We start from the raw sequence: 16,951 nt of genomic DNA on the forward strand, positions 1-16,951 counted from the left end.
GAGGGCTGACGTTGCAAGTTAAAGCAGCAGTAGCTTACAGCGCAGGTAAGCCGTTGACTATTGAAACGGTTGAACTATCTGGGCCACAAGCTGGAGAAGTGTTAGTCGAAATTAAAGCCACTGGGGTTTGTCATACCGACGCCTATACCCTTTCTGGTATTGATCCCGAAGGTTTATTTCCGGCAATTTTGGGACATGAAGGTGCTGGTGTGGTGGTTGAGGTAGGGGCTGGTGTCACTAGTCTTAAACCAGGGGATCATGTGATTCCTCTATACATTGCTGAATGTCGTCAGTGCGAATATTGTCTCAGCTTTAAAACTAATCTTTGTCAAGCCATTCGCCTAACCCAAGGACGCGGTGTTATGCCCGATGGCACTAGTCGCTTTAGTATCGATGGGCAGATGATTCATCATTACATGGGTACATCTACTTTCGCTAACTATACGGTGCTGCCGGAAATTGCCTTAGCAAAGATCCGCGAAGACGCGCCGTTTGAGAAGGTTTGTTACATTGGCTGTGGCGTGACTACTGGTATTGGTGCAGTCATTAATACAGCCAAGGTGGAACCAGGAGCAAATGTGGTGGTTTTCGGTTTGGGTGGTATTGGTTTAAATGTCATCCAAGGGGCGCGGATGGTGGGAGCAAATATGATTATTGGGGTGGATATTAATCCCAGCAAACGCGCTTTAGCAGAAAAGTTTGGCATGACGCACTTTGTCAATCCCCAAGAAGTAGAGGGTGATTTAGTTCCCTACCTGGTTGATTTAACAAAAGGCGGTGCTGATTATAGTTTTGAATGTATTGGTAATGTGAAAGTAATGCGTCAGGCATTAGAATGTTGCCACAAAGGTTGGGGCGTTAGTGTAATTATTGGTGTTGCTGGTGCTGGAGAGGAAATTAGTACTCGTCCTTTTCAATTAGTAACTGGAAGGGTTTGGAAAGGTACGGCATTCGGTGGCGCTAAAGGGCGTACAGATGTGCCAAAAATTGTTGATTGGTATATGGAAGGTAAGATAAATATTGATGATTTAATTACCCATATTATGCCCGTTGAGCAAATTAATCATGCTTTTGATTTGATGCACAAAGGTGAATCAGTTCGGAGCGTGGTGACTTTCTAAGTCATAATTCGTAATTTCAAAGGCTTTGTATCTGGTGCTGATGTAGACAGTTTTGTTTCAGATAGGAGGTGAACTACCCCAACTTACCGAGTACGGTTGAAGTTGGGGCTTCTGTAATCATAGGGGAGTGCCTATAGGGGAGTGCCTAAACTTAAAAACATTTGCATAATTTTATTACTTTCGCCTGAAAAGTACTTTTAGCTACTTAATGCATCAACCGCTACCCTTTTTCATAGTTAGCGCTAGGATAGCTATGTATTTTTTGGAAGTATAAATATGGCTCAAAGTTTTTATGTAAATCCAGTAACAGGCAGCGATACCAATGCTGGTAGTCAACAAGCGCCGTTCAAAAGTATTACGCAAGCTCTGAAGGTAGCTACAGTTGATACTAAGATTCAACTGGCAAATGGTAATTACAATGCTGCTAGCGGTGAAGTGTTTCCGCTAACGATTCCATCTGGGGTGACGGTGGTGGGTAATGAAACCAACAAAGGTAATGGCATTTTGATTGAAGGAAGTGGTAATTACTTAAGCCGTACTTTTGCTGGTCAAAATGTGACTTTTGTGCTGTTGGATAAAGCCGAACTTCGGGGAGTGACTGTAACAAATCTGGCTAGCCGTGGTAGTGGTGTCTGGATTGAATCAACTGCGCCTACTGTTGCAAACAGCACCTTCACTCAATGCAAGCGGGAAGGAGTATTTGCTACAGGCGATGCTAACCCAGTTATTCTAGGTAATGTGTTCAGTGAGAATGCAGCCAATGGAATTGCGATCGCTAAAAATTCCCAAGGTCAAATTCAAGGTAATACTTTCTTCAAAACAGGTTTTGGTATTGCCATTAGTGATACCGCATCACCCATACTTCGAGATAACAAAATTTCTGAAAATCGTTCTGGGATAGTCGTTTCTGGTAGTTCCCGTCCCGTATTACGTAATAATCTCAGTGAAAATAATACTGATGATGGTCTAACTATAATTGCAAGCGCCCTACCGGATATCGGCAGTACCAATAATCCAGGGGGCAATACTCTACGCAATAACGGTAAATTTGATTTGCAAAATGCCAGTTCCAACAAGCTGGTTTCTGTGGGAAATACAATAGATGCGACTAAAGTCACGGGAAAAGTAGAGTTTGCAGATACCTCGGTTCCAACTCCAACACCCACTCCAACTCCAACACCCACTCCAACTCCAACACCCACGCCAACTCCAACACCCACACCCACTCCAACACCCACTCCAACTCCAACACCCACGCCAACTCCAACACCCACACCCACTCCAACACCCACTCCAACTCCAACACCCACGCCAACTCCAACACCCACACCCACTCCAACACCCACGCCAACACCCACGCCAACTCCAACTCCCACGCCGACTATCGAATTAACCGATATTACTAATCATTGGGCAGGGGCATTTATTCGGGAATTAGTCAAATTGGGGATAATTAATGGTTTCCCCGATCGCACATTTAAACCTGATGCTACGATGACACGGGCGCAATATGCAGCATTAATAGTAAAAGCTTTCAACCCATCGCCAAACCGCGCGGTTACCAAATTTAAAGATGTACCAGCAGACTTTTGGGCATCTAAGGTAATTCAACAAGCATATCAAGGTTTATTTCTCTCTGGTTTTCCCGATAATACCTTCGGCCCCAACAAAAATATCCAGCGGGTGCAAGTGATTGTCTCTCTAGTGAATGGATTGGGATTATCTGGTGATACCACAGCAACCACTAAAACTTTTGATGACCAAGCAAAGATTCCTGATTATGCTAAGGATGAAGTCATCAAGGCTATTAAAAAAGAGATTATCGTTAATTACCCTAATCTCAAACAACTCAATCCTACCCGCGATGCTACACGCGCTGAGGTAGCTGTGATGGTATATCAAGCTTTGGTAGATGCTAGTCGTGTAGCAGCGATCGACTCATCTTATATTGTGAGCGCGTAAACTGGTTTGTTTGGCAAAATCTTTGCAAAACATAAATCGGTTGTAGGGGCGTACAGCTGTACGCCCCTACATCTGTATCTACTCGAATTTGGGCAAATTATTCGGGTCTATACCCTGAGATTGCAAATAAGCAATCAGCTGTTCTTTTTGCTGGCGTTCTTGTTCGGCGCGTTGGCGTTCTTGTTCAGCGCGTTGGCGTTCTTGTTCAGCGCGTTGGCGTTCTTGTTCAATCTGTTCTACAGCCCACGGTAACAAATTACCAGCTCGATCCCACCAGCGCAACCAATAACCAGTTCGCGCTTCTTTTGTGCCTTGCCAAGTTCCTAAAAATAAGCCCATTACATCAACCCAGTGACGACCATTTTCGTCGGGTTGCTTTAACTCATAACGTTGATTTTCCAGTTGATAATATTCTAATAAACCACCATCTGGCTCAAAAATTACGTAGATGGGAATCTGTAAAATTTGCTCGTAGAAAAACCATTTTCCTGGAGGATAACTTCGCTTAACCGAATATTCTCCACCCTCAGTATCGGATAGAAATTCGATGGCGATCGCCGGAATATCTCCTTCTAAATTCGGTGTATAACTTTTACGATTACCTACAACTTCATTCACCGATGGCACATAAACCCAATCTGGTGCTTTAGCAATAAATTGCCCGTTGATTGTCGCACAAAGACCAAAGTTTGAAGCTATCAACATCTGGGGTTGAATGAATCCACTGATTTCTAGGCTTTCACGCAAAGCACCAGCCAAAAGCGGCTGACCGGTATTCTCCACTGGTTCATCCTCTAGTTGAAAATCTTTGGGCAAGGCTTCCCAAGAGATTACCAGTTCAGTTGCAGATTTCGCTTGGCTGAGTTGGGTTGCCATAAATACAGCATGAATTTATTTTTGATTTTATCGCTTCCAGAACGTCATAGAGGCGATGCCAGGATCAAAAACCTACCTGTGAAAAAGGCTCGTGACTACTGATTTCCTCAGTGGGAGATTGTTTGCGTGAATCAGGAGTTAATTAAGTCTTAGGGAGGTTGCGATCGCGGCATTTGCAAATATATTTTACTACTTAAGATGAATTTCAGTTAAACAAATTTGTATTTAAGTAGGACTTACGCAAAATCATGAAAAAACGAACCGCAAAGGACGCAAAGGACACAAAGAAATAAGAGTTTCAGAGAGTTTTTGCGTAAGTCCTATTAAGATTACAAGTGTTGAAATATTAGATTTGCAGGTGACTAATTTTCCCTGCTACCAAGGAGTAATAATGATTTTAAGTCAAAATCAACGCGTTATAGGTGTATTTACTCATCGTCGAGATGTAGAACAGGCACTACATGAATTGAAAGATTCTGGTTTGGCGATGGAGAAAGTATCTGTAGTTGTACAGAATGCAGACTCCAATCATGAGATTGCTAATGGTGATAAAGCTGACGAAGGTGCAACAGTAGGAGGACTTTCAGGGGGTGCTGTTGGTGGTTTGACTGGTTTATTGGTAGGTCTTGGGACTTTAGCAATCCCTGGAGTCGGGCCAATAATGCTGGCTGGGGCAGCGGCAACTGCTTTGGTTACAACCCTTGTAGGAGCAAGTATTGGTGCTGCTACTGGGACTTTTGCTGGTGCATTAGTTGGTTGGGGAATGTCGGAAGAGCAAGCTAGAGCATATAACGAGCGAGTAGAGCATGGACAATATTTAATAATTGTCGATTGTACATCTTTAGAAATTGCTAAAGTAGAAGCAATTTTACAGCGTTGGGGTATTGAAGAGTTCGGCATTTACGAGCATTTCAATACTGAGTATGAAACTACAAATTATTTGAACACAACGACTTCTGTTAGCGCCATTCCTAATAAAAGTGGAATTCTGACCAAGTATGCGATTAATTACTTCGATCGCATAGATCATGCTGAAGCGGCAATTAACGATATGCTTGTTGTAGGTTTTCCGGTAAGCCAGATTTCCTTAATTTCCAAAGACTTTCCTCAATTGATTGGCTCAACAGGTGTTATTTTAAGCGATCGCTTTGACGCTGTAAGGCTAGGAATACCAGATGAGTGGGCACGTTTTTACAACGAGCAAATTGAGCAAGGTAATTACATACTTATCGTTAGTGGCACAGATAATGAACTTGACCCCGCTAGCTTGATTTTGGGCAAGTATGGCGTTCAAGAGTGCCAAATTTATGACCCGATGTTGATTCGTTCTTAAAAGTGGGTGCTGCCATGTTCCGCCGCGCCCATTGCCGAAGGGGAGATGGGGAGATGGGGAGGCAGGGGAGGCAGGGGAGGCAGGGGGAGAAATAATCAATGCCCAATGCCCCATGCCCCATGCCCAATGCCCAATGCCCCATGCCCTTTAAAGCAAAACTTTCGCTAAAATCGGTTCCACAGTTTTAGAAATTTCTGGGACATACACTTGTGAAACGTAGTCAGCAATCATTCTGTCGGTGTTGAATAACGGCGCATTTGTCTTAATCGACGTTTTCATCATCTGCACCCAGCGGTGGGGAATACCTTGAGCGTCTTGGTCATAGTATAAAGGAACGATTTCTTCTTCTAACAACTGATAAAGCGATCGCGAATCAATCCGATCTTGCAATTCTTGGTCGCTAGTATGAGCATCTTCACCAATTGCCCAACCGTTAATTCCTTTACCATCCTTGCCGGCTTGGTAACCTTCGCACCACCAGCCATCCAGAACGCTGCAATTAAGACCACCGTTGAAGCAGACTTTTTGCCCGCTTGTACCAGAAGCTTCCAAGGGACGACGGGGATTATTCAACCAAACATCCACACCTTGCACCAATTTTTGTCCAGTGTAAATGTCGTAATCTTCAATAAAGGCGACTCGGTTAATAATGCCGGAATTGTGACACCATTCCATTAACCGCTGGATAATCCGCTTGCCTTCTTCATCTGCTGGGTGGGCTTTTCCTGCAAAGATAATTTGTACTGGACGTTGAGCATTACCAAAAATCTTTAATGCCCGTTGGGCGTCGCGCAAAATCAGATCCCCGCGTTTGTAAGGGCTGAAGCGTCTGGCAAATCCAATGGTTAATACATTGGGATCGAGTAAGCTGTCAGTTGCTTGAATGAGTTGCTGATTTTCACCACGCAATTCCCGTGATTTCTTTACCTTATAACGAGTGAAAGCAATCAATCGTTCTTTGAGAATAAGATGTCGTGACCACAGTTCCTCATCGGGAATTTCGTCAACTTTAGCCCACATCTTGGGATCGACAGCACGAGTTTTCCAGTCTTCTCCCAGATACTCGTTATATAAGTCAGCCAACAGGGGTGCAGTCCAAGTCGGTGCATGAACGCCATTGGTAATATAACCAATTGGTACTGTGTCTTCCGATCGCTGCGGATAAAGAACTGTCCACATCTTACGGGAAACTTGACCGTGCAATTCACTGACGCCATTACAAGCCCGACACATCCGCAGCGCCAAAACGGTCATCCCAAACGGTTCCCAAGGGTCGCCCAGTCGCCTTGCACCCAATGCCAAAAATTGCTCGCGGGAAAGTCGCAATTGCGGCCAATAGCTAGCAAAGAAGGAGTCAATTAAATCGGGTGAGAAGACATCATGACCGGCGGGAACGGGGGTATGGGTGGTGAATACACAGCTGTTTCGCACCTTGGCTTCGATGTCGTAGAAGGATTTGCCAGTGCGCTCAATTTCTAAGCGGGCAATTTCCAAGGTGCAAAATGCAGCGTGTCCTTCGTTGAGGTGATAGACAGAAGGTTGAATTCCCAAGGCGTCCAAAGCCCGGACACCACCAATACCCAAGACAACTTCTTGGGCGATGCGGGTTTCTAAGTTACCGCCATATAGGTGTCCTGTTAGCCAGCGGTCAATGGGATCGTTATCGTTGCGATCGCTATCTAATAAATATAATGTCACTCGCCCGACTAGCACTCGCCAAATTTGCACTTTTACCAACCGCTGGCGGACTTGTAGCTGGATAGTCACCGCTTCCCCTTGGTCATCTTTAATTAACTCTAGGGGCATTTGCTGGAAGGGGTTGTCGATATAATAATCTTCTTGCCAACCGTGGCGGTTCAAGCGTTGCCGAAAATAACCTTGGCGATACAACAAGCCCACACCAACCATCGGTACACCTAAATCCGATGATGATTTCAGGTGATCCCCAGCCAGAATCCCCAAGCCACCAGAGTAAACGGGTAGGGATTCGTGAATGCCAAATTCCGCGCAAAAATAGGCAATGGGGTGGTCTTTGGATACTTGCGGTGCAACTCGACTGACCCAAGTATCTTGCTGTTTAATATATTGGTCAAACTCACGCGCCAGGGCGGATATCTGCTTGAGGTAGAATGGATCTTCTGCTAATTGGGTAAGACGCTCGTAGCTTGCCGACTCTAAAATCGCCACTGGATTATGCCCACAGCGTTCCCATTCTTGGGGATCGATGGTTTGGAATAAAGAAACGCGATCGCCACTCCAACTCCACCAATAGTTATAAGCCAAATCTGCTAAACGTTTGAGCGGTAAAGGTAACTTTTCACTCAAGCGTCGTGCTGGGGTGATTGCACTGCTGTTAACCATACTAAATCCATGTCCTCGCGCTTAACTTTTTCTGTATTTCACTCATCATCTGCTCGCAACCGATTCCTCTTCAGGTTTATGACACCGGAGTTTTCATTTATGAATCCTCCCCTGAAGTCAGAGCAGTTTATCGACATCAAACCTTATCCAAGTAAATGGTTTTTATTGTTTTCGTCTTCTCAAAATTATCCCCATTTTTGGACAGTTTTGATATTTTTTTATATCAAATTCGTTGACATTATTTTAATTTTTTTATGTTATTGTTAATATTTGTTTAAGTACTAACAATTAGGAACCAAAATTATTGATATATCTTGATAACAGTTATATTCATTCTGAATTCTGACTCCTGACTCCTGAATTCTGTTTGATAAAAATGGCAAAATCGAACTAGCCCAAACACCACAATGTATTACTAAAAGCAGAGTCTTTTGTTTATTAAATTTCAATATTTTTTTGTTTCCAGTAATTAGGTTTGCGTTTACTATGGGCGATCGCAATAACCCAAATAACTTCTTCAAGCTCAGTATAAAAAATCAGATAGGGAAAACGTTGAATAGCATAACGACGTATTCCTTCAATCTTGTGTGGGGTTCCTAAATTGGGGTTTTGCTGAATTTTCAGAATAACTTTTTCCACTTGAGACAGTAAATCTAGCCCCAAACCTACTTTTTGAGCTTCATAGTAAGCTATTGCAGCATCAAGCTCCTTTCTAGCTTCGGTGTGGATAATAATAAACTTCACGAATACTTTTCTCGTAACTCAGAAAAAACTTGAGATGATGGTTCCCCAATAGTTGTTTTGCAATTAATATCCTCCAACCGTTGGGTTAATTCCGTATCCCAAGCAGCTTCTAGATTATCATCTATACCTTCATCTAGAGAATGAATTAAAAAGTAGGCAATTTCAGCACGTTCTTTTGCAGAAAGCTGAGAAAGTTCGAGTTTAAGTTTTTGGGCAGTTTCACTCATGCTTTGGAGTCTCCCGAACAATTCTAATTTAATTATAGGCTCGACTATCCGATCCTAACTGCTTTACAGGTAAATTGCGATCGCATTCTTTGTTCCTAAATTCTATAGAGTGGATGGGTATCAAAGCGATGAACGAAATTGGAGCTATAGGACTCATATTTGATTTTTAGGAAGCTAGGTACACCTTTATTCCTTCTTCCCAGTCCCCAGTCCCCAATCCCCAGTCCCTTACCTCTACCAGTGATTCTCCAAATCAAATCGGATTGCTATAGTTCACACATCGAAATTATCACATACTTGCAAATTTCTATAATAAAGCGATCGCATGGTGGCGAATATGATCTTCAATAAAACTAGAGATGAAATAATAACCGTGGTCATAGCCTTCTTGGTAACGTAACTGTAGCGGCTGCTTAACATCTGCACAAGCTTGTTCAAACACTTCTGGGAATAATTCCTCAGCTAAAAATTTATCGGTCGTGCCTTGGTCAATGAGAATCGAACTGTGATATCCTACTTTTTTAACTAATTCACTAGCATCATAAGCCCGCCAACTTTCTTGATTGCTGCCAAGATAAGCATTGAAAATCTTTTGACCCCAAGGAGAACGCATAGGTGCAGTGATAGGTGCAAAAGCTGATACTGATTTGTAGAGTTTTGGATTTCTCATTGCACAGACTAACGCCCCATGTCCCCCCATTGAATGACCGAAAATACCTTGTTTATCAGCTTTACCTGGGAAGTTTGCAGTAATTAAAGCAGGTAATTCCTCAACAACATAACTATACATTTGGTAGTATTGGCGCCACGGTTCCTCAGTCGCATCAACATAAAACCCTGCACCAGTGCCAAAGTCCCAATCATCATCCTCACCTGGAATACCAGTATTCCGCGGGCTGGTGTCTGGTACAACCAGTATCAAACCATACTCAGCTGCAAAGCGCTGCACTCCTCCCGCCTTCACCATAAAATTCTCTTCTGTGCAAGTCAAACCAGAGAGAAAATAGAGAATTGGCACAGATTGTTTAGTTGCTTGTGGTGGTTGATAGATGGAAAAGCGCATTTCACCGTTACAGCTTGAGGAGGAATGACTGTAAAAGCCGACTTTACCACCAAAGCTTTTATATTCTGAAATCAGGTTGAGGTTAGACATTGGTTATATTGTCTTTCTTGAGTGCTTGCCAGAGAAAGATTATTTTACCGTGAACTACACGCATTTGTATTGAAACATTCAGTGCAGGCTTTTGGGCATATTATGATCTAAACTTTTTGCTTTAGATTTATATAAGTTAAATCGACGTTAAGAAGTTATTTAGAAAGTAAAAATTAAATTATTCTAGGGTGTAATGGCAGTTACTTCAACAAAAGATTTTACCCAAATTTTCGACTTCTTAAAAAATTTGGGATTCTAAATCTAGCTATTTAGTAATATTCAAGGTAAAGCATCTCTCAATTAACCTTTCGACTAGGTAACTTACTTCCACAGCTTTTACAAAACACAGCATCGACATCGTGAAAAGCCAAACCACAATTTGAACACACTGTTTCTACCTGATTAGCTGTTTTCACCACTTGCTTAATCAAATCCCCCACTTGCCAAGGAATCAGCGCAATTCCCGTAAAAATCATCAGTACTGTTAGCAAGCGTCCTAATTCAGAAATAGGAATCACATCGCCAAATCCTACAGTTGTCATTGTGACAACAGAGAAATAAAATGCATCCAAAAACGTAGCATATTTTTCAGGATTAACCGGATGTTCGACTTGATAAATTAAGCCAGAGTAAACAAAAACAATTGCAAATAATGTAAATAATATTCGCGCGAAAATCATGCCATCTTCAGTGCTGATACTGGCGAATAAAAATTTTCGATCTATAAATCTGATTAATCGTAAAATCCGAAACCATCGCAGTAGGCGGATATAGCTGATATCCACTATTCCTAAAAACAATGGTAAAATTGCCATTAAGTCAATAATCGAATAAAAGCTAAAAATATACTTAATTTTATTTTCCGCACTCCATAGACGGAGTGAATATTCTACGAGGAAAATGATGGCGATCGCAGTATCAGCGACGTTCAACTGAAAGCGGACATAATCAGGAATATTATAAGTTTCTGCCACAAAAATTCCTGATGAAACTAGCACCAAAGCGGCAAGTGTTAAATTAATGGCTTGACCTAAAGGTGTTTCCAAGTCTTTTAAGTAAAATTCTGTTGTTTCTCTACTCAGTAGCATATTCGACCATTAACTAATCTTAATTCCTAGTTATAGCATTAGAAATACGATATTATTAAACCTTATCCTGATGTTATCTCCAGCTTATATGAACTCAGAATATTTTATGCGTTTAGCATTGGCAGAAGCCAAAAAAGGCGATGCGCCTTACGGTGCAGTAATTGTTAAAGATAACGAAGTCGTTGCCGTAGCTCATAATACTGTCAAAACAGACAACGATCCATCAGCCCATGCGGAAATCAACGTCATTCGTCGTTTAACAGCTAAACTTAAAAACCCCTCTTTAGAAGGTTATAGCATATATACAACTGGCGAACCTTGTCCGATGTGTGCATCTGCTTGTGTTTGGAGTGGTTTATCAGAAATTGTATATGGTGCTTCAATTGAAGATTTGATTTCGGTTAATCAATCACAAATTAATATATCTTGTGAACAAGTGATTGCTCAGTCACTTAGAAAAATTAAAGTCAGCAAAGGCGTTTTAAAAAACGAATGTTTGGAATTATTTAAATAAGCCATCAAAAAACTTATTTTTAGGAGTAGCCCCAATACTGTTCGGTTAAGGCACTAGACGCGATAAATCGCCGTCTCTACAATAATCATTCCTTTGTAGAGACGGCGATTTATCGCGTCTTAGGAATTTATAATTTTAATCAAAATGGTAGGTTCGCAATTTCTAGCGATCGCCTGCTTTTTTTTTGATTTTTCGGTTGTATAAGTAGGTGGGCGAAGAATTATAAATTATCTAACTTAGCTCATTCAAATAGGATAAATAGGTATTTGCCCAAATAGCAGCTTGAGTGCGATCGCGTAAATTTAACCTGTTTAAAATATTGGTAACATGATTTTTTACTGTTCCCTCAGAAATGTAAAGTTCCTGAGCAATTTCTCGGTTACTAGCGCCTGTAGCAATTAACCGCAAAACCTCCTTTTCTCTGGGAGTGAGTTCAATTAAACTAGATGGTACAGGCGGTGACTGAGTTGGTGTAGAATGAGAAAATTGAGTCAACAATTTTTTGACTATTCCTGGGCCTAATTGAGTGTATCCTTTATAAACAGCGCGAATAGCCACAGCTAATTCTTCTGAGGGTGTATCTTTCAATAAATAACCCATTGCTCCATTTTGCAGAGCTGCCGAGACATATTCATTATCATCAAAAGTTGTCAGTACTAAAATCTTCGTTTTGGGAAAATGCTTTTGGATTTCCCGTGTAGCTGCAACTCCATCCATAATTGGCATTCTGATATCTAATAATACAACATCTGGCTGAAGTTCAGCAATCAAATTAATCGCCTCTTGACCATTTTCTCCTTCTCCTACTATTTCTAAATCTGGTTCTAGTTCTAATAATGCTCTTAATCCTTGACGAATTAAACTTTGGTCATCTACCAGCAATACTTTAATGGTCATGTCAACCTCGTTAAAGGAATATTAACTATAATTTTGCAACCAGAACCAGGAGTGCTATTAATATTAAATTCACCCCCAAGTGCTAAAGTGCGATCGCGCATACTATGAAGTCCAAAACCAGTAGTATTTTGCCTGATATCAAAACCTCTACCATTATCCTGAATTATCAATCGTAAATTGCTTCTGATGGTAGTAAGTTCTATTTTCACCTCCGTTGCAGATGCATATTTAGAAATATTTGTCAAAGATTCTTGAATAATCCGATAAATAGCAGTGTTGATTTCAGGCGGTAAAGAATATTCAAGATTGATTTGATAAATTGGTAGAATACCATTTGAGCGATGAAAATCTTCTGCAAGACCAGCGATCGCACGTTCTAAAGATTGCTCTTGTAATGGGTTGGAACGCATAGTTGAAACAGATTGACGGACATCTTTGAGCGCTTTTGAACCTAATTCCTTTGCCGTTGCCAGAAATGTCTCAGCTTTCATTGGATTAGATGGCCACAATTTTAAAGCAGTTTCTAATTGTAGATTTAAAGCAGTTAGAGAGTGTCCTAATGAATCATGGATTTCACGTGCAATGCGGTTTCGTTCTTCCAAGGTAGCTTGATTTTCAATCCGCATGGCGTATTGACGAAGTTTTTCATTAGCAATAGCTAGTTTTTCCCGACTGTGGCGTTCAGATAATACCGCATTCATCATCAACAACACAAAAACTAAACTCAGACCAAACACCAATGACCAGTTTAAGCTGAAAAATCGAAAACGTTCTTGAGCTTGTGGTGAAGATTGAAAACTGAATAACTGATATTTTAACTGTGTAGTCAGCAGAAATAAAGTAAATGACAGACTTGTAATGAATAAACGCCCAGGTAAATTAAAAATTAGACAACTGCGAGTCACTAAAATTATGTAAAGAAACGGAAAAAGACGAGCAAATCTTTCACCAAAAAGCCCGATCAATAAAATCAATAAAATTTGAATAAATGTGTATATCAACTTACTTTTTAGATTATTTTTGGGTAACCATAAGCCCATTAATGCAAAAATAATCAGACTATAAATTGATAACTCTGGCAATAAATTACAAATTGATAAATCTGGAAATGTACTACAAATTGATACATCTGTTCGTTTAGGGCGAAATCGCCGTACAGGAGGTGGTATAACTGCTATTAAAGCAGTGATTGCCAGTAATATCCATTCTAAATAAAGCAGAGATGGAAAAGGATGTTTTTTAATTTGAATTAGAGGATTTATCATGATAAACACCTAATTGCTAACTCTCAATTATTAATTACTAACTCTTAACTTCTAACTTTTATTATTGTCAGTCACATTAGTCATAATTCAATCATGACTAAAGTCATGGGCATAACCGTGACTTTCTCCTCATGTGACAATTGAAGAAAAATTCTTATGATGGTGGCATCCAAACAGGCAAGAACCACGAGATCAGTCATGAAACTCAAAACATTATCATTAATTGCTGGAGCGATCGCTTTAAGTTTAACTGCAACTTCCTTTGCTGTGGTAGCTCAAACAGCCTCTCCTTCACCCCTGCTACTCGCACAAACTCCACAAAAACCAAAGGGTCCTTGGGCAGAGTTGGGACTAAGCGATGCACAAAAAAGCCAAATTCAGGCAATTCGCCGTGATAGCCGCGCCAAATATGAAGCAGTTTTCACCCCAGAACAAAAAGCAAAGTTAGAGACCGCAAGGCAAGCCCGTCAGACTCAACGCCAAGCAGGCCAAGGTCAACAGCAACCAGGTCAGAGTCGAGGTGTATGGAAGAAGTTTGCTGACTTAAATCTGACTGAAGCACAAAAAACCCAAATGCGACAAATCCGCGAATCAGAGAAACAACAGATTCAAGCAGTTTTAACCCCTGAACAACGGCAAAAACTAGAACAATTCCAACAGAACATGAAACAGCGTCGTCAACAACGCAATCCTCAATAATTTTTAATCTTAAAAAAAGAGTTAATAGTTTGGGATGGGCAATATCGCCCATCTCATCCCAAGCTAGATAATCCGGAAATACTGTGGCACTTACCCTTGACTGATGTCCAGGCACTTTTTTCCATAGCCAAGAATTAAACAGTTATACAGACTTCTTGCAGAAGACGGGAAAGGAGAAAAAGTTCATCTCCTTTCCCTTTCCCTATTTTCATACCCCATATCCAATGCATAGACTTTCAAGCGAGAAGTTCATATAATAAGAATCTCTTGACCCCCAAGACCCCGTAAGGGTTTAGCATTGCTAAACCCTTACTCCCCACTCCCTATTTTTAAGCTAGTCAATCACGGGAAAATCCCCCAACCAAACATAAAAAAGGTTTCTTCCCCACTCCCCACTCCCCACTCCCTATTTTGAAGCTAGCTTTTTCAAGATGTCTAAAGAATTCCCTATTGGTAGTAAAGTCCGTGTCGTAGCATTACCACCCTACGTTAAAACCGCTGAACCTATGCCCATGCTGCGCCCCCCCGATGTGATTCGGATTGGCGAAGAAGGTATAGTTCTTGACCGTAGACCTGGTGGATATTGGGGTATTCGCTTCTCTAAAGGAGCCTTTCTCCTAGATAGCCAATACATCGAAAGCACAGATATTCCTCCCCAATCTGACTCAGAGTGAGATTAGTAGCAACCAGGAATTGTAAACTTGTGTAAAGTTGTCATTCTGGTTTGCACCATGATTTCCCGCCGCACTTTTTTAAGCATATTATTTGCCAGCTGTATTTCTATTATTAGCTGGCTGAATTTTACCCCTACTGCCGACGCTCTTGGTGGTAAACTTCCTACAATTAATCAACCGGCGCCGGAGTTTACTTTGCCAACTAACACAGGTGATGGCAAAATTTCCCTCTCTGACTTTCGTGGTAAGTGGGTAGTTTTATACTTTTATCCCAAAGACTTCACCTCTGGTTGTACTATAGAAGCTCGTCGTTTTCAGGAAGACTTACCCAAGTATCTGGAAAAAAACACCGAAATTCTCGGTGTCAGTGCTGATGATATTGATTCCCACGCTAAATTTTGTGATTCAGAGGGACTAAAATTCCCTTTGTTGGCTGATACTGATGGTTCAGTGAGTAAAGCTTACGGTTCGTGGCTGAGTTTCTTATCTATGCGCCACAGTTTTATCATCGATCCTCAAGGCATCTTGCGCGAAACTTTTGTCAAAGTCAACCCAACTATTCACAGTTCAGAAGTATTAGCACGACTAGAAAAGTTACAATCGGCAGCTTCTTAAATACAACAGAAAAGCGTAACCCAACAAATACACTGGGTTACGCTTAATTATTGTAGAATTTTTGTCTTTTGAATGTGCTGCTAAAATTAAATCGTTAATATAAAACCTTTGAATATCAACTCAACAAAATTATTACCTAGAAGCTTCACTTCAATTCCTCCAACGATTGCCTTCAGATCCGCCTCAGATAGTTTCTGTTCTTTAACTTGATTGTCAGGTTGCAAGTTAGTGATTGTGATTCTAGACATATTTTTTCGGGAGATTTTTAAAATCTACGAGAATTTTCCTTTGATTAGCTAGCAATCTCATCAACCAAAAGTTATACATTTTAGTATTTACATACTTTTTAAATAGACATTATTGTAATGAATATTTTTTTGTTCCTAACGCTTATATTAGCGGTTCCCATTCAGATGCGGTACAACATTATATTGCGAGGGTAAGGGCACGGCAATGCCGTGCCCCTACGGGTGTACTTCACTGGAGTTTATCGAACAAGCTGCTAGTTATTTAGACACAATAAATCCATATTTTTTGAGTATATCTTTAGCTTGAGCGCTAGATAAAAACTGGACAAATTCTTTGGACGCAGAAGGATTTTTACTGCTTTTGAGTACTGCCATCGGATAGACTATCGGTGAGTGAAACTTCTCATCAGCAGCGACTACAACTTTTACCTTGTTGGAGATTTTGGCATCAGTGGCATAAACTAGACCGGCTTCGGCATTACCGGTTTCTACTGCTGCTAAGACTTGACGCACATTGTTAGCAAAGACTAATTTGGGTTTAAGGCGATCGTAAAGTTTCAATTTCTTTAAGACTTGCTCTCCATATTGCCCTGCGGGCACGCTTCTGGGTTCACCGATCGCAATTTTCTTAATCTTGGCATCTGTTAAATTATAGAAGCTAGTGATACCCTCAACATCCTGAGCTACTATCAAAACCAGACGGTTATTTGCTAGATTAGTGCGGGTGCCTGGCAAAAGGAGTCCTTTTGTTTCTAAGGCATCTACTTGTTTTTTACCAGCCGAAATAAAAATATCCGCTGGGGCACCTTGTTCAATCTGTTGCTGCAAGGCACCAGAAGCCCCAAAATTATAAGTAACATTCACATCTGATTTACTTTGTTGGTACAGAGGCTTAATTTCTTCCAGCGCATCTTTTAAGCTAGCGGCGGCTGACACAAGTATGTTGTTAGACTGGGCGATTACGGGAGAAGGAGTAACTAACGGTAACCCAATTGCCAGCAATAAGCCAGCAACTACTATACCCAGGAAGCCAAGAATTTGTCTTCTTTTCATGGAAAAGGTGCTTGAGAGGTTTTTTGATAAAATTGATGCTAGGTAGAATCCTACCAAAAATACCAATATTTACCCAACTATATCGGTAAAATTTTTGTATCAGATGTTCATCTACACACCT

Annotated in this window: 17 protein-coding genes; 7 read left to right on the forward strand and 10 right to left on the reverse strand. The window is 41.0% G+C overall.

Annotated features, from left to right (window positions below):
* Window positions 1–11: 11 nt before the first annotated feature.
* Window positions 12–1,121: an S-(hydroxymethyl)glutathione dehydrogenase/class III alcohol dehydrogenase gene (locus IQ276_RS33705; protein WP_193925303.1), complete on the forward strand. Its 1,110-nt coding sequence runs from the start codon at window positions 12–14 to the stop codon at window positions 1,119–1,121.
* Between the two features lie 276 nt (window positions 1,122–1,397).
* On the forward strand, window positions 1,398–3,083 hold the full coding sequence (locus tag IQ276_RS33710) for a DUF1565 domain-containing protein (protein WP_235116194.1): 1,686 nt from the start codon (window positions 1,398–1,400) through the stop codon (window positions 3,081–3,083).
* A gap of 78 nt (window positions 3,084–3,161) precedes the next feature.
* Here IQ276_RS33710 and IQ276_RS33715 read toward each other — a convergent pair whose 3' ends face one another.
* Window positions 3,162–3,959 carry a Uma2 family endonuclease gene (locus IQ276_RS33715; protein ID WP_193924872.1) on the reverse strand — a complete coding sequence of 266 codons (798 nt, stop codon included), beginning with the start codon at window positions 3,957–3,959 and terminating at the stop codon, window positions 3,162–3,164.
* 391 nt (window positions 3,960–4,350) lie between these two features.
* Between IQ276_RS33715 and IQ276_RS33720 the strand changes: the two genes are divergently transcribed.
* Complete coding sequence (locus IQ276_RS33720; protein WP_235116195.1) at window positions 4,351–5,292, forward strand: general stress protein; 942 nt, start codon at window positions 4,351–4,353, stop codon at window positions 5,290–5,292.
* 147 nt (window positions 5,293–5,439) lie between these two features.
* On the opposite strand, the gene glgP is transcribed toward IQ276_RS33720, so the two are convergent.
* From glgP to IQ276_RS33745, 5 genes are all read right to left on the reverse strand, one after another.
* On the reverse strand, window positions 5,440–7,653 hold the full coding sequence (gene glgP, locus IQ276_RS33725) for an alpha-glucan family phosphorylase (protein WP_235116196.1): 2,214 nt from the start codon (window positions 7,651–7,653) through the stop codon (window positions 5,440–5,442).
* 438 nt (window positions 7,654–8,091) lie between these two features.
* The gene (locus IQ276_RS33730; RefSeq protein ID WP_193919330.1) at window positions 8,092–8,397 is read right to left on the reverse strand and encodes a type II toxin-antitoxin system RelE/ParE family toxin; all 306 of its coding nucleotides are present in this window, start codon (window positions 8,395–8,397) and stop codon (window positions 8,092–8,094) included.
* Entirely contained in the window at window positions 8,394–8,624 is a 231-nt protein-coding gene (locus IQ276_RS33735; RefSeq protein WP_193919328.1) for an addiction module protein, read from the reverse strand. The genes IQ276_RS33730 and IQ276_RS33735 overlap by 4 nt, the downstream gene beginning before the upstream one ends.
* Before the next feature lie 307 nt (window positions 8,625–8,931).
* The gene (gene fghA / locus IQ276_RS33740) at window positions 8,932–9,777 is read right to left on the reverse strand and encodes an S-formylglutathione hydrolase (protein WP_193919326.1); all 846 of its coding nucleotides are present in this window, start codon (window positions 9,775–9,777) and stop codon (window positions 8,932–8,934) included.
* A gap of 296 nt (window positions 9,778–10,073) precedes the next feature.
* Window positions 10,074–10,865 carry an ion transporter gene (locus IQ276_RS33745; protein ID WP_190880635.1) on the reverse strand — a complete coding sequence of 264 codons (792 nt, stop codon included), beginning with the start codon at window positions 10,863–10,865 and terminating at the stop codon, window positions 10,074–10,076.
* Between the two features lie 88 nt (window positions 10,866–10,953).
* Between IQ276_RS33745 and IQ276_RS33750 the strand changes: the two genes are divergently transcribed.
* Window positions 10,954–11,379 (forward strand): nucleoside deaminase, encoded by a 426-nt coding sequence (locus tag IQ276_RS33750; protein WP_193919325.1) that lies wholly within the window; start codon window positions 10,954–10,956, stop codon window positions 11,377–11,379.
* A gap of 231 nt (window positions 11,380–11,610) precedes the next feature.
* Here IQ276_RS33750 and IQ276_RS33755 read toward each other — a convergent pair whose 3' ends face one another.
* Window positions 11,611–12,276 carry a response regulator gene (locus IQ276_RS33755; protein WP_193919322.1) on the reverse strand — a complete coding sequence of 222 codons (666 nt, stop codon included), beginning with the start codon at window positions 12,274–12,276 and terminating at the stop codon, window positions 11,611–11,613.
* A complete protein-coding gene (locus IQ276_RS33760) occupies window positions 12,273–13,538 on the reverse strand; it encodes a sensor histidine kinase (protein WP_373690634.1) in 1,266 nt (421 codons plus the stop codon). Before IQ276_RS33760 ends, IQ276_RS33755 begins: the two co-directional genes overlap by 4 nt.
* A gap of 201 nt (window positions 13,539–13,739) precedes the next feature.
* Between IQ276_RS33760 and IQ276_RS33765 the strand changes: the two genes are divergently transcribed.
* The 3 genes from IQ276_RS33765 (at window position 13,740) to IQ276_RS33775 (ending at window position 15,529) form a co-directional block, all read left to right on the forward strand.
* Complete coding sequence (locus IQ276_RS33765) at window positions 13,740–14,240, forward strand: Spy/CpxP family protein refolding chaperone (protein WP_193919318.1); 501 nt, start codon at window positions 13,740–13,742, stop codon at window positions 14,238–14,240.
* A 431-nt stretch (window positions 14,241–14,671) separates the two neighbouring features.
* Complete coding sequence (sipA, locus tag IQ276_RS33770) at window positions 14,672–14,914, forward strand: regulatory protein SipA (RefSeq protein ID WP_190880625.1); 243 nt, start codon at window positions 14,672–14,674, stop codon at window positions 14,912–14,914.
* A 57-nt stretch (window positions 14,915–14,971) separates the two neighbouring features.
* Window positions 14,972–15,529, forward strand: a complete 558-nt coding sequence (locus IQ276_RS33775) for a peroxiredoxin (RefSeq protein WP_193923337.1) — start codon at window positions 14,972–14,974, stop codon at window positions 15,527–15,529.
* A gap of 86 nt (window positions 15,530–15,615) precedes the next feature.
* On the opposite strand, the gene IQ276_RS33780 is transcribed toward IQ276_RS33775, so the two are convergent.
* Window positions 15,616–15,777, reverse strand: coding sequence for a hypothetical protein (locus IQ276_RS33780; RefSeq protein WP_190880622.1), 162 nt, complete (start codon window positions 15,775–15,777; stop codon window positions 15,616–15,618).
* Between the two features lie 258 nt (window positions 15,778–16,035).
* Window positions 16,036–16,830 carry a molybdate ABC transporter substrate-binding protein gene (modA, locus tag IQ276_RS33785; RefSeq protein ID WP_193923341.1) on the reverse strand — a complete coding sequence of 265 codons (795 nt, stop codon included), beginning with the start codon at window positions 16,828–16,830 and terminating at the stop codon, window positions 16,036–16,038.
* Between the last annotated feature and the right edge of the window lie 121 nt (window positions 16,831–16,951).

This window comes from Desmonostoc muscorum LEGE 12446 (assembly GCF_015207005.2).
Lineage (GTDB): Bacteria > Cyanobacteriota > Cyanobacteriia > Cyanobacteriales > Nostocaceae > Nostoc > Nostoc muscorum.